General features: G+C 49.3%; 22 protein-coding genes. 13 read left to right on the top strand and 9 right to left on the bottom strand.

All coding sequences use genetic code 11. The features are described from left to right. Positions 1-64 precede the first annotated feature (64 nt). Positions 65-922 carry a polysaccharide deacetylase family protein gene (locus ACZ5ZV_RS02880; protein WP_464119934.1) on the top strand — a complete coding sequence of 286 codons (858 nt, stop codon included), beginning with the start codon at positions 65-67 and terminating at the stop codon, positions 920-922. Here ACZ5ZV_RS02880 and ACZ5ZV_RS02875 read toward each other — a convergent pair whose 3' ends face one another. Beyond that, a complete protein-coding gene (locus ACZ5ZV_RS02875; RefSeq protein WP_464119933.1) occupies positions 923-1,411 on the bottom strand; it encodes a hypothetical protein in 489 nt (162 codons plus the stop codon). It lies immediately after the preceding gene. A gap of 153 nt (positions 1,412-1,564) precedes the next feature. On the opposite strand from ACZ5ZV_RS02875, the gene ACZ5ZV_RS02870 reads away from it, so the two are divergent. The 4 genes from ACZ5ZV_RS02870 to ACZ5ZV_RS02855 are packed head-to-tail and all read left to right on the top strand — an operon-like array spanning position 1,565 to position 3,966. After that, a complete protein-coding gene (locus ACZ5ZV_RS02870) occupies positions 1,565-2,224 on the top strand; it encodes a YggS family pyridoxal phosphate-dependent enzyme (protein ID WP_464119932.1) in 660 nt (219 codons plus the stop codon). Positions 2,225-2,233: 9 nt separating this feature from the next. Continuing rightward, a complete protein-coding gene (gene proC / locus ACZ5ZV_RS02865; protein WP_464119931.1) occupies positions 2,234-3,061 on the top strand; it encodes a pyrroline-5-carboxylate reductase in 828 nt (275 codons plus the stop codon). Positions 3,062-3,121: 60 nt separating this feature from the next. Continuing rightward, positions 3,122-3,661, top strand: a complete 540-nt coding sequence (locus tag ACZ5ZV_RS02860; RefSeq protein WP_464119930.1) for a DivIVA domain-containing protein — start codon at positions 3,122-3,124, stop codon at positions 3,659-3,661. A gap of 14 nt (positions 3,662-3,675) precedes the next feature. After that, positions 3,676-3,966 (top strand): DUF167 domain-containing protein, encoded by a 291-nt coding sequence (locus ACZ5ZV_RS02855; RefSeq protein WP_464119929.1) that lies wholly within the window; start codon positions 3,676-3,678, stop codon positions 3,964-3,966. On the opposite strand, the gene ACZ5ZV_RS02850 is transcribed toward ACZ5ZV_RS02855, so the two are convergent. Beyond that, positions 3,967-5,121: a hypothetical protein gene (locus ACZ5ZV_RS02850; protein ID WP_464119928.1), complete on the bottom strand. Its 1,155-nt coding sequence runs from the start codon at positions 5,119-5,121 to the stop codon at positions 3,967-3,969. A 29-nt stretch (positions 5,122-5,150) separates the two neighbouring features. Between ACZ5ZV_RS02850 and ACZ5ZV_RS02845 the strand changes: the two genes are divergently transcribed. The 4 genes from ACZ5ZV_RS02845 to ACZ5ZV_RS02830 all read left to right on the top strand — a co-directional run bounded on the left by ACZ5ZV_RS02845 (position 5,151) and on the right by ACZ5ZV_RS02830 (position 10,762). Beyond that, positions 5,151-6,368: an MFS transporter gene (locus ACZ5ZV_RS02845; RefSeq protein ID WP_464119927.1), complete on the top strand. Its 1,218-nt coding sequence runs from the start codon at positions 5,151-5,153 to the stop codon at positions 6,366-6,368. Positions 6,369-6,373: 5 nt separating this feature from the next. Next, entirely contained in the window at positions 6,374-6,709 is a 336-nt protein-coding gene (locus ACZ5ZV_RS02840; RefSeq protein WP_464119926.1) for a rhodanese-like domain-containing protein, read from the top strand. Between the two features lie 104 nt (positions 6,710-6,813). Continuing rightward, on the top strand, positions 6,814-7,860 hold the full coding sequence (locus ACZ5ZV_RS02835; RefSeq protein ID WP_464119925.1) for a porin: 1,047 nt from the start codon (positions 6,814-6,816) through the stop codon (positions 7,858-7,860). A gap of 223 nt (positions 7,861-8,083) precedes the next feature. Further along, positions 8,084-10,762, top strand: coding sequence for a valine--tRNA ligase (locus tag ACZ5ZV_RS02830; protein WP_464119924.1), 2,679 nt, complete (start codon positions 8,084-8,086; stop codon positions 10,760-10,762). Positions 10,763-10,827: 65 nt separating this feature from the next. Here ACZ5ZV_RS02830 and ACZ5ZV_RS02825 read toward each other — a convergent pair whose 3' ends face one another. The 6 genes from ACZ5ZV_RS02825 to tsaA all read right to left on the bottom strand — a co-directional run bounded on the left by ACZ5ZV_RS02825 (position 10,828) and on the right by tsaA (position 14,856). Next, positions 10,828-11,151, bottom strand: coding sequence for a hypothetical protein (locus ACZ5ZV_RS02825; RefSeq protein WP_464119923.1), 324 nt, complete (start codon positions 11,149-11,151; stop codon positions 10,828-10,830). Between the two features lie 128 nt (positions 11,152-11,279). Beyond that, positions 11,280-11,708 carry a VOC family protein gene (locus tag ACZ5ZV_RS02820; protein WP_464119922.1) on the bottom strand — a complete coding sequence of 143 codons (429 nt, stop codon included), beginning with the start codon at positions 11,706-11,708 and terminating at the stop codon, positions 11,280-11,282. Between the two features lie 12 nt (positions 11,709-11,720). After that, on the bottom strand, positions 11,721-12,485 hold the full coding sequence (locus tag ACZ5ZV_RS02815; RefSeq protein WP_464119921.1) for a hypothetical protein: 765 nt from the start codon (positions 12,483-12,485) through the stop codon (positions 11,721-11,723). A gap of 8 nt (positions 12,486-12,493) precedes the next feature. Next, the gene (locus ACZ5ZV_RS02810) at positions 12,494-12,973 is read right to left on the bottom strand and encodes a hypothetical protein (RefSeq protein WP_464119920.1); all 480 of its coding nucleotides are present in this window, start codon (positions 12,971-12,973) and stop codon (positions 12,494-12,496) included. Between the two features lie 126 nt (positions 12,974-13,099). Then, the gene (locus tag ACZ5ZV_RS02805) at positions 13,100-14,083 is read right to left on the bottom strand and encodes an isopenicillin N synthase family dioxygenase (RefSeq protein WP_464119919.1); all 984 of its coding nucleotides are present in this window, start codon (positions 14,081-14,083) and stop codon (positions 13,100-13,102) included. A 65-nt stretch (positions 14,084-14,148) separates the two neighbouring features. Continuing rightward, positions 14,149-14,856 carry a tRNA (N6-threonylcarbamoyladenosine(37)-N6)-methyltransferase TrmO gene (tsaA, locus tag ACZ5ZV_RS02800; RefSeq protein WP_464119918.1) on the bottom strand — a complete coding sequence of 236 codons (708 nt, stop codon included), beginning with the start codon at positions 14,854-14,856 and terminating at the stop codon, positions 14,149-14,151. 129 nt (positions 14,857-14,985) lie between these two features. Between tsaA and ACZ5ZV_RS02795 the strand changes: the two genes are divergently transcribed. The 3 genes from ACZ5ZV_RS02795 (at position 14,986) to ACZ5ZV_RS02785 (ending at position 18,803) form a co-directional block, all read left to right on the top strand. Further along, on the top strand, positions 14,986-15,384 hold the full coding sequence (locus tag ACZ5ZV_RS02795) for a hypothetical protein (protein WP_464119917.1): 399 nt from the start codon (positions 14,986-14,988) through the stop codon (positions 15,382-15,384). Between the two features lie 204 nt (positions 15,385-15,588). Next, positions 15,589-17,172, top strand: coding sequence for a S8 family serine peptidase (locus ACZ5ZV_RS02790; protein WP_464119916.1), 1,584 nt, complete (start codon positions 15,589-15,591; stop codon positions 17,170-17,172). Positions 17,173-17,264: 92 nt separating this feature from the next. Further along, entirely contained in the window at positions 17,265-18,803 is a 1,539-nt protein-coding gene (locus tag ACZ5ZV_RS02785; protein WP_464119915.1) for a phospholipase D family protein, read from the top strand. Between the two features lie 70 nt (positions 18,804-18,873). Here the strand turns inward: ACZ5ZV_RS02785 and ACZ5ZV_RS02780 are convergent, their stop codons facing one another. Next, positions 18,874-19,590 carry a Crp/Fnr family transcriptional regulator gene (locus ACZ5ZV_RS02780; protein WP_464119914.1) on the bottom strand — a complete coding sequence of 239 codons (717 nt, stop codon included), beginning with the start codon at positions 19,588-19,590 and terminating at the stop codon, positions 18,874-18,876. Between the two features lie 260 nt (positions 19,591-19,850). Here ACZ5ZV_RS02780 and ACZ5ZV_RS02775 point away from each other — a divergent pair, with 260 nt between their 5' ends. After that, positions 19,851-20,831 carry a BMP family lipoprotein gene (locus ACZ5ZV_RS02775; protein WP_464119913.1) on the top strand — a complete coding sequence of 327 codons (981 nt, stop codon included), beginning with the start codon at positions 19,851-19,853 and terminating at the stop codon, positions 20,829-20,831. The last annotated feature ends 5 nt before the right edge of the window (positions 20,832-20,836 follow it).

The following is a 20,836-nucleotide window of genomic DNA, read 5'->3' as shown; positions in this document are numbered from 1 at the left end:
TTCTCTGGGGTCGAAACGCAATCCTCTGGTATGGTGATCCATCATTTTTTACCGGAGGTCGTTCGTGAAACGTTCCGTTTCTCTTGCTCTGGCAGCACTGACTTTGGCTGCCACTACCACTCAGGCTCAGGAAGTTCTGCCACAAGCCCCTTCCATTCAGGAAATTATTGAACGCCAGGCCGAAGAAGGTCTGAAGCGCACGCAGGATTATGATGACACCTGGGGCATCTGGGATGTGCTTAAGCCCCGCAACAAATGTAAGTACGCAATTCAGCTTCCCGATCCTGTCACCCGCGGAACTATCGCACTGACCTTCGATGACGGTCCAAATCCAGCGACAACTCCGCTGATTCTGGATGTTCTGAAAGCACACAATGCCAAGGCGACATTCTTTATGTTAGGCAGCGCCGTCAAAAACCATCCAGCGCTGGTTCAACGTGTTGTCAACGAAGGTCACCTCATCGCAAATCATTCATACAGCCATCCAAACTTCCACGAACTGGGTTCGTCTAAAGCACAATCCGAGGTCTCTGCCACGGATCGCCTGCTGCGCGCTTTCGATACTCCGGTTTACTTCCGTTATCCTTATGGAAATTCCACTTGTTCTGCCAATGAGCTGGTAGAGTCCCTGGGTTATCGCATCACTGGATGGGATATCGACACTTGTGACTGGGCCTATGCGGATGGCCATGTCAGTGACAAAGAAAATGCCACGTGCCAGACGCCCGACAGTTTGCGCCGCGACTATGCCGGCCACGTGATGCGTGAAGTGGCTAAAACCCAGGGTGGCGTTCTGCTGATGCATGACGTTCACATGAATACAGCACAAAGCCTGGATCGTCTGCTGACTATGCTGGAACAAAAAGGCTATCGCTTTGTCACCTTGGAAGATCGCAACATCTTCCCAAAACTGAATCGCTAATCACGAAGATTCAAGAATGCTGGGTCTTCCCAAAAGACCCGGCAGAACCTTGATGTGCTGAAGATGCCTTAGAAGGCCCGCCTCTGCGACGACAGAAAATTCAGAAACCAAATCCACGATCCGTGTCCACGGTCGAAAATCCCAGAACTTCTTCTGCAAAGCCCGCGTTTTACCTGATCCCGTGATCAACAAAGCCAGCATGCCACTGACCGCCCGGATAAATGGAGCGAAGGAAGATCTGTTTTTTAGTTTAATCGTTAAATGCAAATCCTGACCGTGGGTCAAAATCTCCCGAATGGAAATGCCATGTTTCATGGCCTGATTTTTCACAACCTGACGAATAATCCGCCGGCAGCGACCGGTTTTCAAAGACCATTCACCCCGGGCCTGCTCGGAATGGAGCGCCACGTGCACGGCTCGTTTCAAAGAAAGCGGCCTTGCTGTTTTCGCATGGCTTTTCTTTAAAAGCGTACCCCCGAACTGCTTCATAGGATGCAGCCGGGGGTCATCTATCCGGGTTGTAGCTCTTCGGGAGGAGCGTCTCATGCATCATGTTCTACCACCATTTTACACATCGTCAACAAAAAAGTAGCTATGGTATTTTAATGGACAAAACGACCTGGATTCTGCTATGAAAAACACATGGATTTAAAAGAGATTCTTCAGAAAGCCCAGCCAGCCAAAGTTCTTGCAGTTTCAAAGCTGCAGCCCGCGGATAAAATTCGTTTTCTTTACAGCCAGGGGCAGCGGCGCTTTGGTGAAAACTATGTACAGGAGGCTTTGCAGAAACAAAAGGACCTGGCAGACCTGACGGATATCGAGTGGCACCTCATCGGCCACCTGCAAAAGAATAAAGCCAAGATGGTCGCTGGCGCCTTTCACCTGATTCATTCAGTGGATTCCCTGGAGCTCGCACAGACCCTGAGTCGCCAATGCCAAGCCAAAGGCGCTGAACAGAACATTCTGATTCAGGTCAACCTGGCGCAGGAAGAATCCAAAGAAGGCTTTTCCAAGCAGAAACTTCTGGAATCCTGGAAACCACTGACCGAATTGCCTCATTTACACATATTCGGCCTTATGACCATGCCACCATTAACCGAAACCGGGGTCGAGGTGCGTCCTTACTTTGTAGAGCTGCGCGAACTGCGCGACCAGCTCAAAGGCGTGACGGATCTTCAAACTCACCCACTGACTGAGCTGTCAATGGGCACGAGCCATGATTACTCTGTCGCCGTTGAAGAGGGCGCAACAATCGTACGTCTCGGGACTATTTTGTTTGGCGAACGACCGGCCAAAGGGTAGGATCACTTTATGAATCCCTTGTTGAAATCGCAAAAAGTCGGCTTTCTCGGGGCAGGAAATATGGCGCAAGCCATGATTAAAGGTCTCATCGAAGGAGGCCTGCCTGCCAAAAATATTTACGCCTCCAACCGCTCCGAAGGAAAACTTCACAAACTCGCAGAGACCTACCACATCAACCCAGTGTCGAGTAATGACGAGCTGGTCGATAAGTGCGACATCATCATCCTTGCAATCAAACCGCAGGATCTTTTGAGCGCCCTGGAACCGGTCACACGCAGCTTTGATGAACATAAAATTGTTATCAGCATTGCCGCCGGCATTCGCATGGAAAAGCTTGAACGCTATGTCCAGGGCGCACGCCTGGCCCGAGTCATGCCCAACACCCCTTCCCTGATTGGACGCGGAGTGATCGGCTATCTTCTGAACGATGATGATGACGACGGACTTGAAGCCACAGTCGAGGATCTGTTCTCCCCGCTTGGGCGTGTCATCCACGTGGGTGACGAAGATCAGTTTGAAGCTTTGATGGTTTCTTGCTCCAGCGGGACCGGTTTTGTTTTCGAAATGATGATGTACTGGCAAGACTGGATTGAAGAACATGGCTTCTCGCCTGAAGAAGCCCGCCTGATGACCATTGAAACATTTGTAGGCGCCTCCCTGCTGGCCGCACAGGCCCGCGAAGACGTGGAAGACCTTCAGGCTCGCGTCACGTCGAAAAAAGGAGTCACCGCAGCTGGACTTCAGTCCATGCGTGAACTTGAGATCGAACGCGCACTTCGCATCAGCTTTGAAAAAGCGGCGATGAGAAACAAAGAAATGGCCCGGGAAATCAAATAGGCTTGCCCACAGACAGACTCGGCCTTTATCCTTAATTCATGTTGTTCAAGGAGGAACAAAATGAGAATTACTCCTATCGATATTGCTCATAAGTCTTTTGGTAAAAAGATGATGGGACTTGATGCTGACGAGGTTATGGATTTCCTGCAGCAGATCGCGGCACAAATGGAAGCTCTGATCCAAGAGCGCAACACACTGAAAGAAGCCATCCGCGAAAAAGAACTTTCTTTGATGGAATATAAAGAGCGCGATCAGGTTTTAAAAGAAACCATCGCCACAGCCACTCAGATGGCGGATCGTTTGCGCCAGGATGCAGACCGCGAGGCAAAGTTGATCATCGCGGACGCTCAACAAAAGGCGGAAATCATCACTCGCGATTCCCGTGATTCATTGAAAAAAATGTATCAGGAAGTCAACGAACTCAAGCGCGCACGCATGCAGTTTGAGGCCAACCTGAAAGCCCTGGCGCAAGCTCACCTGTCCCTGCTGGAACAAGGCGAGAAGTACATGCCACAGGCACAGCTCCCGAATCACAACATTGTGAGTGGGGGCAGCAGCGCAGGTCGCTCTCCAAACGTCTCCCCTCTGTCCGCTGAGTAATTCCGGTCGCCTTCATGATTGAAACAACAAAAGGTGGAGTTCGGCTCCACCTTTTCATTCAGCCTAAAGCCTCTAAGAATGAAGTTGTGGGTCCCCACAATGGCGAATTAAAAATTAAAATCACAGCACCCCCCGTGGATGGCCGCGCCAACGAGTGCCTGATTGAATTCATGTCCGATCTTTTTGATATTCCCAAAAGAGATGTGCTGCTGGTGAAAGGCGAAACGGGCCGCCATAAAGTTGTCGAACTCAGCGGCCTGTCTGAACAGACTGTCCGGGGCATTTTAAACATACCCCCGGGATAATCAGCGCCCTCTTTGCTTCTTGTTGGATTTCAATTCGATTTGAAATTCGGTATTGTCCAATTCCTGTTGCAACTGATCCTGATTCACACGCTTGCGCTTTTTAGGTTTGGTCGGACGTGGCTTGAAAAGATTCTGATCCACACCATCATCAAGCTGTTCCTGGAAGCGACGAACCTTTTGCTGGGAACTCAACTCGCTTTCTTCGTACATATTGGAACGATAGTTCGGAACCGGGCTCGCCACTGGCGCCACGTACTCAGGTTCTGAATACCCCTCACTCATGTCAAAGCTATAGCGCAAAAATCCGCCGACATGAAAACCCGCAGCGGCATTGGAACCCGTCAAAGTCGTTCCGCCATTGACCTGCAACGTCCACTTGGGTGTCATCAGCCAGGTGGCATAGACCTGCGAATCCATCAGATTGGGCTTCACCCCGTAGAACTTCATCGAACCCGCATTCACTCCGCTGATATAAGAGGTGCGCAGTGCCGCATTCACATCCGTCGTATCATCTGAAACACTCTGATATCCGAACAGCTCCCCGCCCAGACGCAGGCGATTCATTTTGAACTGCACTCCCACGCCCCAGGGCATCAGGAAGGAACGGCCGCCACCTCGGAAGTTAAAACCCAGCCAACCATATCCGCGCAAAGTTCCGAAGTCTTTCTGCGCAATCAAACGGGAGCGAACCTCAAAAACCCCCTCCGAATTCAATACGGTATCCGAAGCAGGATCAACCTCTTCAAAGGGCATGACGGCGATGATTTCAGGAATTAACTGGAACGCATCGGAATACATCAGAAAATCAAACCCGACGGCCGCCTCACTCAAGGAGCTGTTCGCACGAGTGGCAACAGAATCTTTGCTTTCGGCATTAGAAACCGTTCCCCAGCCAAAAACAGACCAGTTTCTTTTAGGGGTGTAACGAGTCCCAAAAGATGAGTCCAATAATGAATAACTGTTTCCACTGGGCAGATTCTGACTGCCTCCACCAGAAGACGGATAGTTGGCCTCAGAATAGAAGTAATTGACGGACGCCTCGAAATCCCAGCGATCCCGCCGGAACTCTTTGTAATTATCCAAAGCCAGAGCTGACAATGAAACCGAAAAAATACTTAAGAAGGCAATCGCCCCACGCTGAAGATTATTTGCCATTTTCATAACTTCCTAATATTAACAAGCCTATGACGGCGACATCAAACAAATCACAGCTAGCGATCATCTTTTTCACTGTTTTCCTGTATTTAGTGGGCTTTGGTGTGGTTATTCCAATTCTCCCCATCCTTAGTCGCAACTTCGGTGCAACGGCACTTGAAACCGGCCTTCTGCTTTCTGTGTATTCCTTGATGCAGTTCTTGTTCTCTCCGTTCTGGGGTCGCCTCAGTGACCGCTACGGTCGTCGTCCGATTCTGCTGTTCTGCCTTGTCGGAGAAACTTTTTCTTACATCATGTTTGCCTGGGCCCGCTCGCTGGAATGGTTGTTTGTCGCCCGCCTCCTTGCTGGATTCTTCGGTGCCAGCCTTTCCACGGCGTCGGCCTATATCTCTGACATCACCCCAAAACACGAACGCTCCAAGGGCATGGCTTTGATTGGCGCCGCCTTCGGCCTGGGCTTTGTCTTCGGTCCGGCACTGGGCGGAGGCTTGGCTGTTTGGGGTCAGCACATTTCCTCAGCTCCGCACTTTGACACTTCTTTTGCCTCTTACTGGGTGGCGGGACTTTGTTTTGCCAACTTCCTTTTTGGTCTGAAGTTCCTGAAAGAATCCTTAAGTGAAAAAAGTGAATCTGCCGCAAAGAAAAAACGCTTTTCAATCATGTGGCAGTACCTGAACAAAAAAACCGTCGGTCCACTGATGATCATCTTCCTTTTAAGTTCGTTGGCGATGTCTTCGATGGAAGCCACCTTGATTCTATTCATGGGTGAAAAGTATCAGTGGGACGTCAAACAGGTCAGCTTCGGCTTTGCCTACATCGGTCTGATCATTATCTTCACCCAGGGCTTTCTGGTACGCCGTCTGCTGCCGAAATGGGGTGAACGCAAAGTCTTGCGCCTGGGCATCCTGCTTTTGGCTGTGGGTCTGACAGGAATTGCCGTGGTGGATTCCATCACGGGCATGGCAATCACCATGACGTTACTTTCCTTGGGTAACGGCCTTGCCAATCCCTCCACTTTAGGAAGCATCAGTCTTCTTTCCGATTCTTCTGAACAAGGAGCCACAATGGGTGTCACCCAAAGCATGGCCTCCTTGGGGCGGATTCTGGGGCCAGCTCTGGGCGGGGCCCTTTATGGATCTGTGGCCATCACTGCCCCTTTCTGGGCCTCGGGAGTTATGGCCTTCGCAGGCCTTGCTATTGTTGTTGTCATTTACAAACTCATCCCTGAACACGGGCGCGTAGGATAAGCATTATGGAATTTAACTCTATCGGCTATTTTCAATTCGACAATCTCATCCAAACACGCACACCGTTTCTGCTGGTGATCTTGGATCAAGTGGATCTATCTGATTGGTACAAGAGCGTTACCAAGATGCATTTGGACAATATCAGCCTGCACTGTCAGATCGAAAATGTTTTGGAATCCGTGCAGTCCAAGAATCTTCCGCCGCACTTTGCCGTGGTCGTTTTGGATCGGGATGAAAAATCCAGCCCCCAGGTGGTCGCACAACTGGAAAGTGCCGGATTCATTAATAGTTTCTTTGTCAAAGGTGGCCTGAACGGCTTATTAAGCGAACGCCAACCATAATTTGACATAGAAGCCACAGCTTTTCTCAAAGCCTTGTTGTTGATTCCCGCCGTTTGTAACATACTTGGTACATCAAAACTTGAAACTTTAAACAAGGATGTACCATGAAAAAGTTTTTGATCGCAGCTATTGCAACAACAGTGGCTTCTACAGCTCACGCCGGTTCTTTAAATTTGGATCTGCGTGCTGACTACAACTCCACTACTTACACAGACTCTTCGCAGAAAGACTTCACCAAGTTTTACTTCAAGACGGGCCGCTTGGATTATCAGGGTAAAGCCAATGATGATCTTTCTTTCCGCGTGCGTCTGGCTTTCAATAAAGACGCCACTCGCTTGTACACCGACAGCGCACAAACCGCTGTGGAGTACGCTTTCCTGACTCACAAGATGTCTGAATACTTCTCTTTGTCAGCAGGTCGCTTCAACACAGAATTCGGCGGCTTTGAAGGTGCAACAAGTGGTGCGGATCTTTACCTGACATCTCAGTTCTACACCCGCAAAGGACCTAACGGAAATCTGGCAGCAGGTGTGTTTGGAACGGCAGACCTACTGTATATGACTGGGGTTAAGGGAACCTTCACTTTCGGAGATCAATCGATTCATGTTCTTGGAACCAACGAAAAGTTCAAAGAAGCAGCAACTCCGATGGACCAGAACCAATCCATGTATGGTGCGATCTGGAGAGGCGCCTTCATGGAAAAGGCTTTGATGACCAACTTGTCCTACCACACAATGAACGGACCTGCTGATGGCGACACTAATCAGTTCATGGCAGCGGGCGTGATGTGGAACTCCAAGCCCGTGATGGTTTCTTTGGACTACTTGATGTCTGAATTCAAAGAAGATGCTTCCGGCGACAAAGACACTGTGACCTCCATCGTAGCGAAATTCGCATACTCTGGCTGGGAACAATGGACACCTCGTCTTGAAGTGGTTTCTTCTGAAGAAAAGCTGGAAACTGCTGGCACTGTGACTAACAAATTCATGGGTTACGGCGCTGTTCTTGAATACAAGCCTTACACTGACGTGAACTTCCGCTACCATCTTGCTTACAACTATCAAAAAGAGGAGCTGGATGCTGGTGGCGACGATCCAGTTTCGCAAGAGATCGTTCTGGGCGCTCGCCTGATGGCGGACTTCCTGAAATAATCCTCTGACAACACAGACTTAGATCGAGGGAGGCGTTCACGCCTCCCTTTTTTTATTTCAACTCACGCCTCAATTTCGCACCGCTCCTCATGCTCGAAGGTCCCACGGGCCCTTTGACCCAGATTCCTTCATTTGGCCTACCCCAAAAGGCTTGAATTTGTTAGTCTCTAAGGGTTAAAAACTTAAGCATTTCATGTCCTTAAACCCTCAGAGGTCTTTACAAATGTCAGAACAGTTATCAGATCGTTACAATCCTGCAGATGTTGAATCTCGCACTTATGAATGGTGGGAAAAAAACGGCTACTTCAAAGCCCAGGATCAATCCACGAAACCTCCGTTTTCTATTATCCTTCCTCCACCGAACGTCACAGGTTTCCTGCACATGGGTCATGCCTTGGACCACACTATTCAGGACATGCTCATCCGTTGGAAAAGAATGAACGGCTACAACACCATGTGGTTGCCGGGAACAGATCACGCCGGAATCGCGACTCAATCCGTGGTAGAGCGTGAATTGAAGAAAGAAAATATCACTCGTCATGACCTGGGCCGCGAAAAATTCGTGGAAAAAGTTTGGGACTGGAAACACCAATACGGCAACCGCATTTACAATCAAATGCGCCGCCTGGGTGATTCCTGTGACTGGGATCGCGCTGTCTTCACTCTGGATGAAGGGGTCTCCAAAGCCGTTCGCAAAGTCTTCGTGTCTTTGCACAAGAAAGGCTTGATCTATCGTGGCCAGCGTCTGGTGAACTGGTCCGGCCCTCTGGAAACAGCGATTTCGGATTTGGAAGTGGAACACAAGCAGGTCAAAGGATCTTTGTACCACATCAACTATCCGCTGGAGGATGGCTCTGGCTTCCTGACAGTGGCGACCACCCGTCCGGAAACAATGCTGGGCGATTCCGCCCTGTGTGTTCACCCGGATGATGAACGCTACAAGCACCTGATTGGCAAAAACGTGGTGATTCCTTTGATCAACAGAAAGATCAAAATCATCGCCGACACTTATGTGGATCAGGCATTCGGCTCTGGTGTGGTGAAGATCACTCCGGCCCATGACTTCAACGACTATAAAATTGGTAAATCCCACAATCTGGAATTCATCAACATTCTGACGAAAAAAGCAGAACTGAATGAAAATGCAGGCGCTTATAAAGGCCTGAAAGTTCAGGAAGCACGCAAACGCATTCTGGAAGACCTGAAAGCCCAGAACCTTCTGGCAAAAGAAGAACCACACGTTCACTCTGTTGGTCACTGCTCCCGTTCCGGGGCGGTGGTTGAACCGTTCTTGTCTGAACAGTGGTTCGTCAAAATGGAAGCGCTGGCTGTTCCGGCAAAACGCGTGGTTGAAAGCGGCACCATCCGCTTTGAGCCCGAATCTTGGACAAAAGTATACCTTCACTGGCTGAACAACATCGAAGACTGGTGTATTTCGCGTCAGTTGTGGTGGGGTCACCGCATCCCGGTTTGGTACTGCTCTGACTGCAATCACCAAACTGTGGCCGAAACAGACGTCACTGCCTGCGAAAAGTGCGGCAGCACCAAGTTGCATCAGGACGAAGACGTTCTGGACACCTGGTTCAGTTCTGCTTTGTGGCCGTTCTCCACTATGGGCTGGCCAAATGAAACTGAAACTTTGAAGACATTCTACCCAACCAGCTATCTGGTCACTGGTCACGATATCATCTTCTTCTGGGTGGCTCGTATGATCATGATGGGTCTTGAATTCCAAAGGGACGTTCCTTTCCGCACGGTTTACATCCACGGTCTGGTGCGCGACTCTCAGGGCCGCAAGATGTCCAAGTCTTTGGGGAACTCCATTGATCCGGTGGAAATGATTGAAAAGCACGGGGCCGATGCCTTGCGCTTCACCTTTGCTGCGCACTTGTTCTCTGGAAAAGACTTTAAGTTCAGCGAACAGCGCCTGGAAGGTTATCGTAACTTCATGAACAAGATCTGGAATGCGGCTCGTTTTGCCCTTTCCAATCTTTCCGACTTCAAAGCTCCGGCGGAAGGTGTGAAGGCCCTGCCAAATCAGGCGCACATCAGTGTGTTTGATCAGTGGATCATCACCAAGCTTGCCGAAGTGACCAAAGAGGTTGAAGAGGCTATGGAGCAGGAAAGATTCTCTGATGCCTCTATGGCGCTTTATCAGTTCATCTGGAATCAGTTCTGTGACTGGTATATCGAGTTCACAAAACCGATCCTGAATGGCAATAACGCTGAAGAAAAGGCCGCAACACAACTGGTGATCGCGCAGGTTCTTAACCGCATCACCCGCCTGTTGCATCCGTTCACGCCGTTTATTTCTGAAGAAATCTATCAGAAACTGCCAATCAAGGGCGAAGCGTGCATCATGGACCAATATCCGAATGTGCGTAACGATAAAGATTTCCTCAGCCTGGGCTCAGCCCAAGCCGCACTGGAAATTGATATTGTGAAGGAAGTGATTACTGCCATCCGTAATATCCGCGGCGAAAACCGCATCAGTCCGGCTGTGAAACTGAATGTCCGCCTGGGTGTGACCAACGATCAAACTCAGAAAATTCTGGGCAACAACCGCACCGCTTTGATGACAATGGGTCGCCTGGAAAACGTGGAAATCGGCCCCGAGGGCAACATGATGAAATGTGCTGTTGCGCCGGTCGTTGTTAAAGACGCCAGCGTAAAAGTGATCATTCCATTGGAAGGCCTGGTGGACTTCGATGAGGAGATCAAACGCATCAACAAATCCATCGAAAAGCTGACTCGCGATATCGGCATGCTGACCGGCAAACTATCCAATGAAAAGTTTGTGGCAAATGCAGATGAAGACGTGATCGCAGCAGACCGCGCTTTGTTGGCGCAATCCAAAGTTCAACTGGATTCACTGCGCGACGCTTTGACTCGCTTCCAGTAAATCTTAAGCCCAAAAACACAAATCCTCCGTGATTCGCAGTCACGGAGGATTTTTTTTGCCCGAAATCAATACCCTCGGCGCACCCGGCGCAAATGACGACGTTGTCGGCGCCGAGGCTCAGCCCTCTCTTCCCGACTGTCGAAGTCCATGTCATCACTGCCGTAACGAAAATTAAAGTGAGGATCTACATGTGGTTCCAGCTGCGGGTGCAGGACCTCATAAGAATGACGATAACCATTTTTCTGGCGCTCGGCCTCAAAAGAATCCCAGAGAGGGGACTCGGGCTCGGGCTCTGATGAATCCTGATACTCATTGATAAATTCGCCGTAGTCTCTTTCTGGCTCTTTTCGACGGGAATCCTGTCGTCGCCAACGATCTGATGGCTGCATACAGACCTCCTTGTTTAAGGGCATAACTTATTTTAAAAGTCCGCCGACGCCCGCACAACAAAGCAAAGGGTCCTGTGCCAAAGCAAAGGACCCTTATTGTAGTCTGACATTAAGATGTGCCTCACGGCTTAGAATGTGATCTTGATCGAGTCCGCAGATTTTTTTGCCGGACCGTGGAAAACCGCCTCAATATTGTTCCCGTCCGGGTCCAAGAGGAATGCGGCATAGTAGCCTGGATGATAAGGGCGTTCGCCCGGACCACCGTTGTCTTTGCCTCCGGCGGCCAAACCCGCCTCATAGAATTTCTTTACGGCATCGCGGTCCTGCGCTTGAAATGCCAAATGTGTTCTGCCCGTCAGTTTGCCAGCGCTGGCCTGACTGTCGACGGATGAAATAAACAGTTCATCGTACCAGAAAAACCCTGGACCTTCGCCGCCCATTGGAATCCCCAAAGATCCCAATACCGCCGAATAAAACTTCTTACTTTTTTCAAGATCCGCAACCACCAACTGAAGGTGATCAATCAAACGGCCTCTGTGCAGCTCATTTGTTTCCATTTATTTCTCCTTTTATTTGCACTGACACTGGAAGGTGGAGGATTTATCAGCTCCAGTGCAGCTGTAAGTCGCCCCATCATGTGTCAGCTGGAACGAGAAAATCTTCCCGTTCTTTTCCACCAACAAAAGATCATCCCCGTTTTGATAGAAAATTCGGCGCGAAACGGAACGCCCCACCACTTCACCGTCGGCTTCAAGACTGGCCAACAATGTTTCAGACGGGTTGATTTTCTGCTCTTTTGCAAGCGGAAGCTCTTTGCGAGATCCATCCGCTGCGTAAGAAAAATACTGCAATGAACGTGACCCTTCCGGGTCACCCAATCTTTCCAAATACAGACGACGAAGCTCGCCTTCTTTGGTTCTTAAATCGGTGGCGACCCACTCTTCATCCTGGGTCACAACGTCCCCCAGATCCGCATTAATGGACTGATTGAAGGTTTCAAAATTCACCTCCACACCCGGATCCAAGGGCTTCACGATCATATTCAGGCAGGTGCCCATTTCTTTGATTTTTTGCTGATAGAGCTCGAACTTCTGAGGATCTTCCATCTCTGTGGGCAGGAAGCCCGCAGAGGGTGTGACTGCCGGAGCTTCAATGGGAGGAGGCTCGGCTTTAACGGCGGTTTTTCCTTCAGACACAGACGAAGCCGAAGTGCCCAGGGTTTCTGGTGCCAACTCCTTACCTTCCTGTACTGAATCTCTTTGTCTGTGACAGTAAGAGATAATAAGAACGATGGCGACAATAAGACCTAAAAACAAAGCTGATTTCTTATTCATACCTTCAGTTATCGACTGATATGGACAGAGACGTCAATGGGTACAAACGGTGGCAGCGAAATTCGCCGAAATAGGAACTGAACCTGCAGTTTATCAAAGTACTTGGCCACCAGCGCACAGCCCGGTCCCTTCAGCGCCACATACATCAAATAATTCGGCAGCCCGGGTTCATATTCAAAATGCCACTGACTGACTTGGTGACAGGATTTTTTGGCTTCAACATCATTGGATTCAAAAAGCACTTCCGCTGCAGTCCCAAAAGAGATCGATTGGTTGATCAGCTCCGCATCAGCTTGTGACAACACCAGACCAACGCGCAGAAGAGCCACTTGGGTCAACGGATTCCACAATGACGAATATTCATACCCCTGCGGACCCAAGGACTGAATGCGGAAGCTCATATGACCTTCTGTCGATGGATTCGCCGTATAACCTTCTGCAGACCACAGAACTGCCAGAATCATCACCACAAACATCAAATATCGCATGATTCCCCCTCATGTGAAATTCGTGAAGTGATTTCCTTTTAATCGGCGACAGGTTTAAAACGCAAGAAAGGGATCTTTGCAGATCCCTTTCTTGAAGTCATTTCAGCTGTGGTGACAAGTTTGGGCTTATTTCAGCAAGCCAATCTCACGCAGTCGCTGCATCAAGAAATCCTGACCAGTAATATCAGGGTACTTCGCACCTGTCCCTTTACAAGATGGCAAGCAGCTCAGCATGGCATCCGGATGAGGATGCATGAAGAACGGCATGGAGTAACGACTTTGATTTGTACCATCTTGTGGATTGATCACACGGTGAGTGGTGGAAGGCAAAACGTCATTGGTCAGACGAGCCAACATATCCCCGACGTCCACGATCAAAGTGTCTGGTTCAGAATCAATATCCAACCAAGTGCCATCACGATCTTTCAATTGCAAACCTGAAGCCGTCGCAGCTGGAAGAATTGTAATGAAGTTGATGTCTTCGTGAGCTGCCGCGCGCACACAGCGAGGATCCACACCTTCAGGAATCGGTGGGTAATGCAAAAGTCTGAGGATGGAATTCCCATCCTTGGTCATCTTGGCAAAGAAGTCTTTTTCAACCTCCAACGGCATCGTCAAAGCTTCCAGCATCACATCGCCGGCTTCTTCCAAGGCCGCATACAGTTTGGAAAAGTGAGACTTGAATTCCGGCAATTCAGAAGGCCATACATTCTCAGGATAGATTTCTTTCAAAGGATTGCCCTCGGAAAGCTCACGACCCACGTGCCAGAACTCTTTCAAATCCATCACCGGGGAATCTTTGGCGTGCTCTTGACCAAACGGAGTGTAACCACGCTGGAAGCCCGCGTTTGGAGAAATGTAGGATTTTTTAACTTCAGTGGGAAGAGCATAGAACTTTTTAAGGATGTCGTAAGCTTTGTGCAGATCTTCAGCTTTGACGTTGTGATCTTTAAGAATGATAAATCCGTATTCTTTAAGACCTGTGAAGAGCTTGTCGATGAACTCTGAGCGTTCAGCTCCGGTTCCTTTGGTATAACTTGCAAGGCTCAATGTTGGCACTTTACGAAGAGTGCTGTTTTCAGAATGAGAAGCAGTTTCCGTTGTTCTCAAAGTTTCCCCCTTGTATTGGTTCAGCTCGGACTGTAGCCTGCTGCGCAAATAAAAGGCAACAGCAACTAATTATGCATAAAAAGAATATCGAAAACTCTGACGTGCGTCGGGCTTTCAAACTTGAAATGGATATCTCCATCAAACAATCTTACGGCGTGAGAACTTCTATAAGGCGACTGTCCCTCTTCAAAGCCTCTATACACCACGGGACGTGGATCCAACTTCAAAGTCTCTTCGATAATTTCTCGCAAGGCTTTATCTGGATTTTGACTTTGCCATTGCTGTAAAAGTTGCTCGGCCTTGTCGTCAAAGGTCACTTCTATCGGAGTCTTGGCGATCTCGGCGGGCCACCCCGTTCGGGCTGTCGGAATCGCTTCAACTTCAGGCAGATAAGGTTTGATATCCAAAATAGGTGTGCCATCAACCAGGTCCGCACCGGCAACGATGATGCCGTCTTTTTCCACCTTCACAAGCTCCACCAACGAAAGCCCAATCGGATTCGGACGATGAGGTGTGCGGGTCGCAAACAGCCCCATACTTTCGCCGCCCAAACGCGGTGGATGCACCTTCGCATGAAAACGAGCGACCTTGTTTTGATGGAAGACCCAGATCAACCAGACATGACTGAACCCCTCCAGACCCTGCAAAGATTCTTCGGGCTGAAGATCGGCACGAATCTTCAAACGCGCCTGAGCCTGCTTTACCAAGCCAGGCTGTCGCGGCGTTCCAAATTTATCTTTAAAACAGGATTCTAAGTAGCCAATCGGTTCCATAAGGTACGCCGTACCTTTTTGGAATGTTGTGCGTCAAGGACTTTCGAATTACAGACTGTTTTCAGATGACATGGGCTCTTGAAAGCATAAGAAAGAGGCAAAACAAACAGCCATTAGGAGGCTTCAGATATGAAACAGCTTATTTTGGTCGCTGCTCTGACTTTGGGAGCAACAAGCTTTGCCTTTGCCGGTGAACTGGACAATGAATCGTCCGTCACCAATCAATCCATGAACGGCACTGTCGTGATCCGCGTGGACAACCGCAATAATCAAACAGCGGTATTGGCAACCCCGTCACCCCTCACAAGCGATGCTCAAGCGCAAACTTTGGCGCAAACAGGTGCTTTCGAACAAGCAGCCAACGTGCGCAGCGAACTTGATCAAGACGGTGGCGCTTCCAGCTGGTACTTCTACAGCGGCTACAACTACTACAGCTACGTTTACTGGTACGGCAACTGGTACACACCATGCTACACGTACAACTACGGCTACTATTCCTACTACTACTACTCTAATTACTACTGGTAAAGCGTCCGGCGGCCTTCCTGGCCGCCCTTAGCAGAGGGTTCACCGCTGGAGACGACCTCCAGCCAGCGGACGCGTTGGCCGCTCAAAGAGCCGACAGGCTGGTGAGGGCAGGAGCCCGAGTCGTCGCAAGCGGTGAACCCTCTGCTAAGGGCCGAAGTAAGTCCTGGGTCTTGGACTTCGAAGATAGTGATAGGGGGAACTTATATGAAAGTTTTTGTTTTTCTTTCTTTGATGCTTTGTTTGGCTTCTGGGGCTTTTGCAGCGAAGCCATTTTCCAATACTGATTCTTTGAAAAACTCTTTGGGTTTTACTCCTTACTACTCGGCTCAGAATCCGGGGCGCAAGTTGAAGATTGCAGTCCTGGACAAGGGCTTCTTTGGCTATGAAAAGGAAATCGGCAGGACTTTGCCAGTGGGAACTCGCTATGTGGCAGGCCCGGTGGCAAATCCTGAAAACTTGAAAGTCGTGCATGGCTTAAAGATGGCGCAGATTCTGATTTCCATGATGACCAACGATATGAAGGCCACACAGTGGATTCCGGAACTGACGCTTTATAATGCCTTTGGTTTTTCCAACTTCAAGGCGGCCATTGATGACGTGATTGCACGCCAGTATGACCTGGTTCTTTATTCTGAGGTTTGGGAATACGGTGGTAATTTTGATGGTGGCGGCTTTATTAATGCGGAAGTCAATCGCGCCACTCGAGCAGGTGTGATCTGGGTGAATGCGGCCGGCAACTTTGCACTGACCACCTATAATGGCCCTATCACAAATGGTCACGACAATTGGGTGCAAATGCCGGATCAGAACAATGCCCTGGCGTTACGCTGCCAGGCTGCTGCTGGTAAAAAATGTCCGGCGAAGATTGTTCTTTCCTGGAATGACTTCAAAGATAACGTTGAGGAAGGTACCACCAAAGACCTGGATCTGGCTTTGACCGATGATCTTTTAAACGTAATTCAAAGCAGCGCCCTGAAACAATCCGACGACCGCAACGAGGGCCGTCCCGGGTTTTCCAAATACCCGCGCGAAATAATCTCTGTGGAATTGCAACCGGGTCTTTATTTCCTACGTGTGAAGAATCGTTCCAACAATTTCACTCAGCGCGATCAGTTGCGTCTCACGGCAGATGGTGAAGGCTTGGTGATGCCGTCCCATTCTCGTGGGGAAACATTGCTGAATCCCGCAGACAATCCAACAGTGATCACAGTCGGCGCGAGTGATTCAGACCGTTCGTCGACATCTTTCTTCCACGACAAACCAGACCTGCTGGCGCCGTCGTCATTGAAATTGGAAGATGGGACTGAATATCGTGGCAGCTCCAACTCGGCAGCGATTGTGGCTGCGGGCCTGGGTCTTTTGAAGTCCCGCGAACCGCGCATGACTCGCGTGGATCTGCTGAATGCTGTCAGTTCAAAACACAACTGGGAACAGCGCGGGCTGTCCTTGAATCTTTTGGGCTTCGGTCCGACGGGCCCAAATTGCTTCTTAGACGTGAGCTTTAATCCTTTGCCTGTGCAAATTCGCGATGTGGTCGCACGCGGCGGGGTCCCGGTACAAACGACAGCTGCTGTGCGCGTGATGGTTCCGTTTGATCCGATTCTTTTGAACACGCAACTGCGCCGAAATCTTCTGAATGACATGATCGTGGCGATGCCTCAAGGGGGCTATGCAATTTATCCTCGCAGAGCTCTGATTCCCGCTGGCGCCGTGGAGATTTTCCAACGTCCGCTGGAAGCCGGCTTGTGTCGCCCCACTCCTGTCAACGGCAAGAACTTCCATCTTTGACAGAATCGGCAAGTCCAATGGCTGCCGTCTGAAGTATTCATTTGAGTGCCTAAATAATGCCCCGTAGTCTATAAAGGACTGCGGGGTTTTTTGTGTTAAAGAAGCTTCTTTATATCCATTTGTTTGCGGGCCTGATGCTGGGTTGCTCAACCCTGCCGCCAAACAACAATCGAAAAGAATCACACAGCCTTCCTCCCGATCCGACAACTCGTCTTGGCACAGCCATCGACCAACAACTCAAAACCCATCCCGGACAGTCCGCTTTTTATCCGCTCAGTTCAGGTCTTGAAGCCTTCATTGCCCGAATGGCCTCTGTCGCAGTGGCGGATCGAACTTTGGATCTGCAATACTATATCTGGGAAAATGATCTGACCGGACGCCTGATGTTTCATTCTGCTGTCACCGCCGCAGACCGGGGCGTACGAGTGCGAATCCTTCTGGATGACTTAAATCAGGCGCGGCATGAAAAAATGCTGGCGATTTTGGATTCCCATCCCAATATCGAAGTGCGCATGGCCAACCCTTTTGCCAGCAGATCCTTTAGAATTTTCGATATCATGCGCTTTTCCACCGTCAATCGTCGCATGCACAACAAAGTCTTTATCGTCGACAACCAAGCCGGCATCATCGGCGGTCGCAATATTGCCAATGAATACTTCGATGCCAGCACCGAGATGAACTTCGGTGATTTTGATCTTTGGACTTTTGGCCCTGTCGTGCAAAGTCTGTCACAGGAATTCGACACCTACTGGAACAGTGAAATTTCATATCCCATCACGACTTTAAACCACTTTCAGGCAAGTCCGGCGGACTTAGAGAATCTTCGTCAGGATTTTGCCAACTCTGTTCAGGAAGCCGAGGCCACTCGCTACGCCGAAGCTTTGCAGGACACCCCGATGGTCCGCCAGTTCACGAAAGAGCCTCTGAAGCTCTTCTGGGGGAAGGCCGAAGTCATCATCGATCCCCCAGCCAAGTTGAGCAAAATGGATGACCTTAAAGATCAGCATCTGCCCTACCAGCTTTATCCGTTAATTGAAGAAACCAAGAAGGAACTGTTGCTGGTTTCCCCTTATTTCATTCCGGGTGAAAAGGGTGTGAATTTTTTTGGCAGCTTGCGCGACCGAGGTGTTCAGGCGTTTGTCCTGACGAACTCTTTGGCTTCCAGTGATATCGCCACTGTCTTTTCCGGATATAAGGGGTATCGCCAGGATTTATTGAGAAACGGCGTGAAGCTGTTTGAGCTTAAACCCAACCCAGTCAGCAAAAAGAAAAAGAAGCAAAAAACCATTGGCAGCTTTTCAAGCTCTGGCTTGCACGGAAAGGTGTTTGTCTTTGATCGCAAGAAAGTCTTTGTCGGCTCGATGAATTTAGATCCCCGTTCCGTCACCTTAAACAGCGAAGTCGGGGTCGTCGTGGAAAGCCCCGAATTCGCGCGCACCGTGGCCGACCGATTTATGGAGGATCTTGCCGAAGACACCTATGAAGTGGTGCTGGCGACCGATAAAAACCTTCAATGGAAGACACAAGACGGCCCTCTGCAAAAAACCTACTTCACTGACCCCGAGACAAGCTGGTGGAAGCGTTTCAAGGCCGCCGTTAGCGCCATCTTCATACCTGAATCCTGGCTTTAAAATAAAAAAACCCCGAAGCATACAACCCGGGGTTCATAAGATTCTGTCAGCAGATAGAAGTTTGAAAGAACTAGAAGTTGCCAGATCTTCTCATCAAACCATCTTTGTTTTTGATGATGATCTCTTTGCCATTCAAATCAATCAGTCCTTCGTTTTTGAACTCTGTCAGATGACGTGACAAGGATTCATTGATCGTGCTGGCAAGCTGGGCAAATTCATTTCGTGTCAGTTTCAGATTCAGAGAAATACCCGCTGGCGTCTGCACACCGAATCTGTCAGCCAACAACACCAACTGGTAAGCAATGCGCTCTTGCACAGATGCCAGATAGTGCAACTGACTGGTCGTTTCGAACGACTCCAGATCATTCACAGCTTGATTCAAAAGCAACTTGATCAGTGGACTTGCTTGCGCCATGGCCACTTGAATAAGTTCACGTGGATACAACCAAAGAACTGTCGATTTCACAGCTTTGGCGTGACTCTGCGTGGGGGTTCCTTTGACAAGGGCTTTGTACCCAAAGTACTCCCCTGGGGAAACCAGCTTTGTCACATATTCGTTGGTCGTTGTGCGGCCGCGCGCATGCGAACGGTTAACAACAACTTTAACACATCCTGACTGAACGTAGTAAAGACCCTTCACCGGTTCGCCTTCTTTAAAAATCATCTCTTCTTCCTTGAGATGAATGACTTCGTAGGGAACGTTTGAAGTACTTGGAATACTTAGGTTTTGACCACCCATAAAACCAAGGGAGTTTACTCCGCCGTTGAGTATCGTCTGAGATTCCATACTCTATTACCTCCGAGCTTTCTTCGTTGGGTTATTCGTTGAAGCCATCCTAAGCTGGTATTATACAGCTTCCTAATTGAAATTTCGACATAACAACCTTGTAACGGCCTCTCCTCGAAGGTCCTAACATCCTTTTGACTTGACTCACAGGGACACGTCCCCTACTTTCAGCCCAACTCAAAACTGGAATTTTTTCGTAATTTCAACCTCTTATTCGACAGATTACTGCCTGTTAAAAGAGGTTCTATGGAGTCCGATACATGGTTAAAAGTATTCTTACGACCTTGTTAATCTTGTCATGTAGCACGCTTTCTTCAGCAAACACACTTAAAGTTGGTCTGGTTCTCGATAAAGGTGGCAAAGACGATAAGTCTTTCAACTCTGCCGCTTACTTGGGAGCGAAGAAAGCAGAACAGGATTTGAAGATCGATCTGAAATACGTTGAAGCCACCGACACCAACGCGATTGAAAATCTGCATCGCTCTTTTGCTCGTAAGAACTTCGACCTGGTTATCGGCATCGGTTTCGCGCAACAGGATGCAGTTAAAAAAGTGGCGGCTCAGTTCCCAAAAGTGAAATTTGCTGTCGTCGATAGTGATGTCAAAGCACCTAATGTTCGCTCTTTGCTTTTTGAAGAACATGAAGGATCTTTCCTCGTTGGCGCATTGGCTGCCATGGCCACTCAAACAAACTCTGTCGGTTTCGTGGGTGGCATGGACATCCCGCTGATTCGCAGATTCTCGATGGGTTATGCTGCTGGGGCAAAGTACGTTAATCCGAAAATCAAATTCACAGAAAACTACGTCGGTGTCACTGGCGAGGCCTGGAACAATCCAGCCAAAGCCAAAGAACTGGCGCTAGCTCAGATCGCCAAGGGCAGCGATGTGATCTTCGTGGCTGCTGGTGCTTCCAATACTGGCGTCTTTGATGCTGCCGAAGAAAAAAGGAAATTCGCCATCGGTGTGGATTCAAATCAGAACTGGATCAAACCAGGTGTCATCCTGACCAGCATGATGAAAGCTGTCGACATCGCCGTCTATGACACCATCAAAGAAACCCAGGCTGGAAAGTTCACATCCGGAACTGTACTTTACGGACTTAAAAACGAAGGCGTGAACTACACACTGGATAAGCACAACGAAAAGCTCATCACTCCCGATATGAAGAAAAAGGTCGAAGAGATCAAAAAGAAGATCATCGCAGGCCAGATCCAAGTTCCTGATTACTACAAGAAAAAGTAATTCGC

The organism is Bdellovibrio sp. HAGR004 (assembly GCF_055397015.1).
The sequence above is the reverse complement of the archived record's forward strand: the minus strand, read 5'-3'. Positions and strand labels throughout refer to the sequence as shown.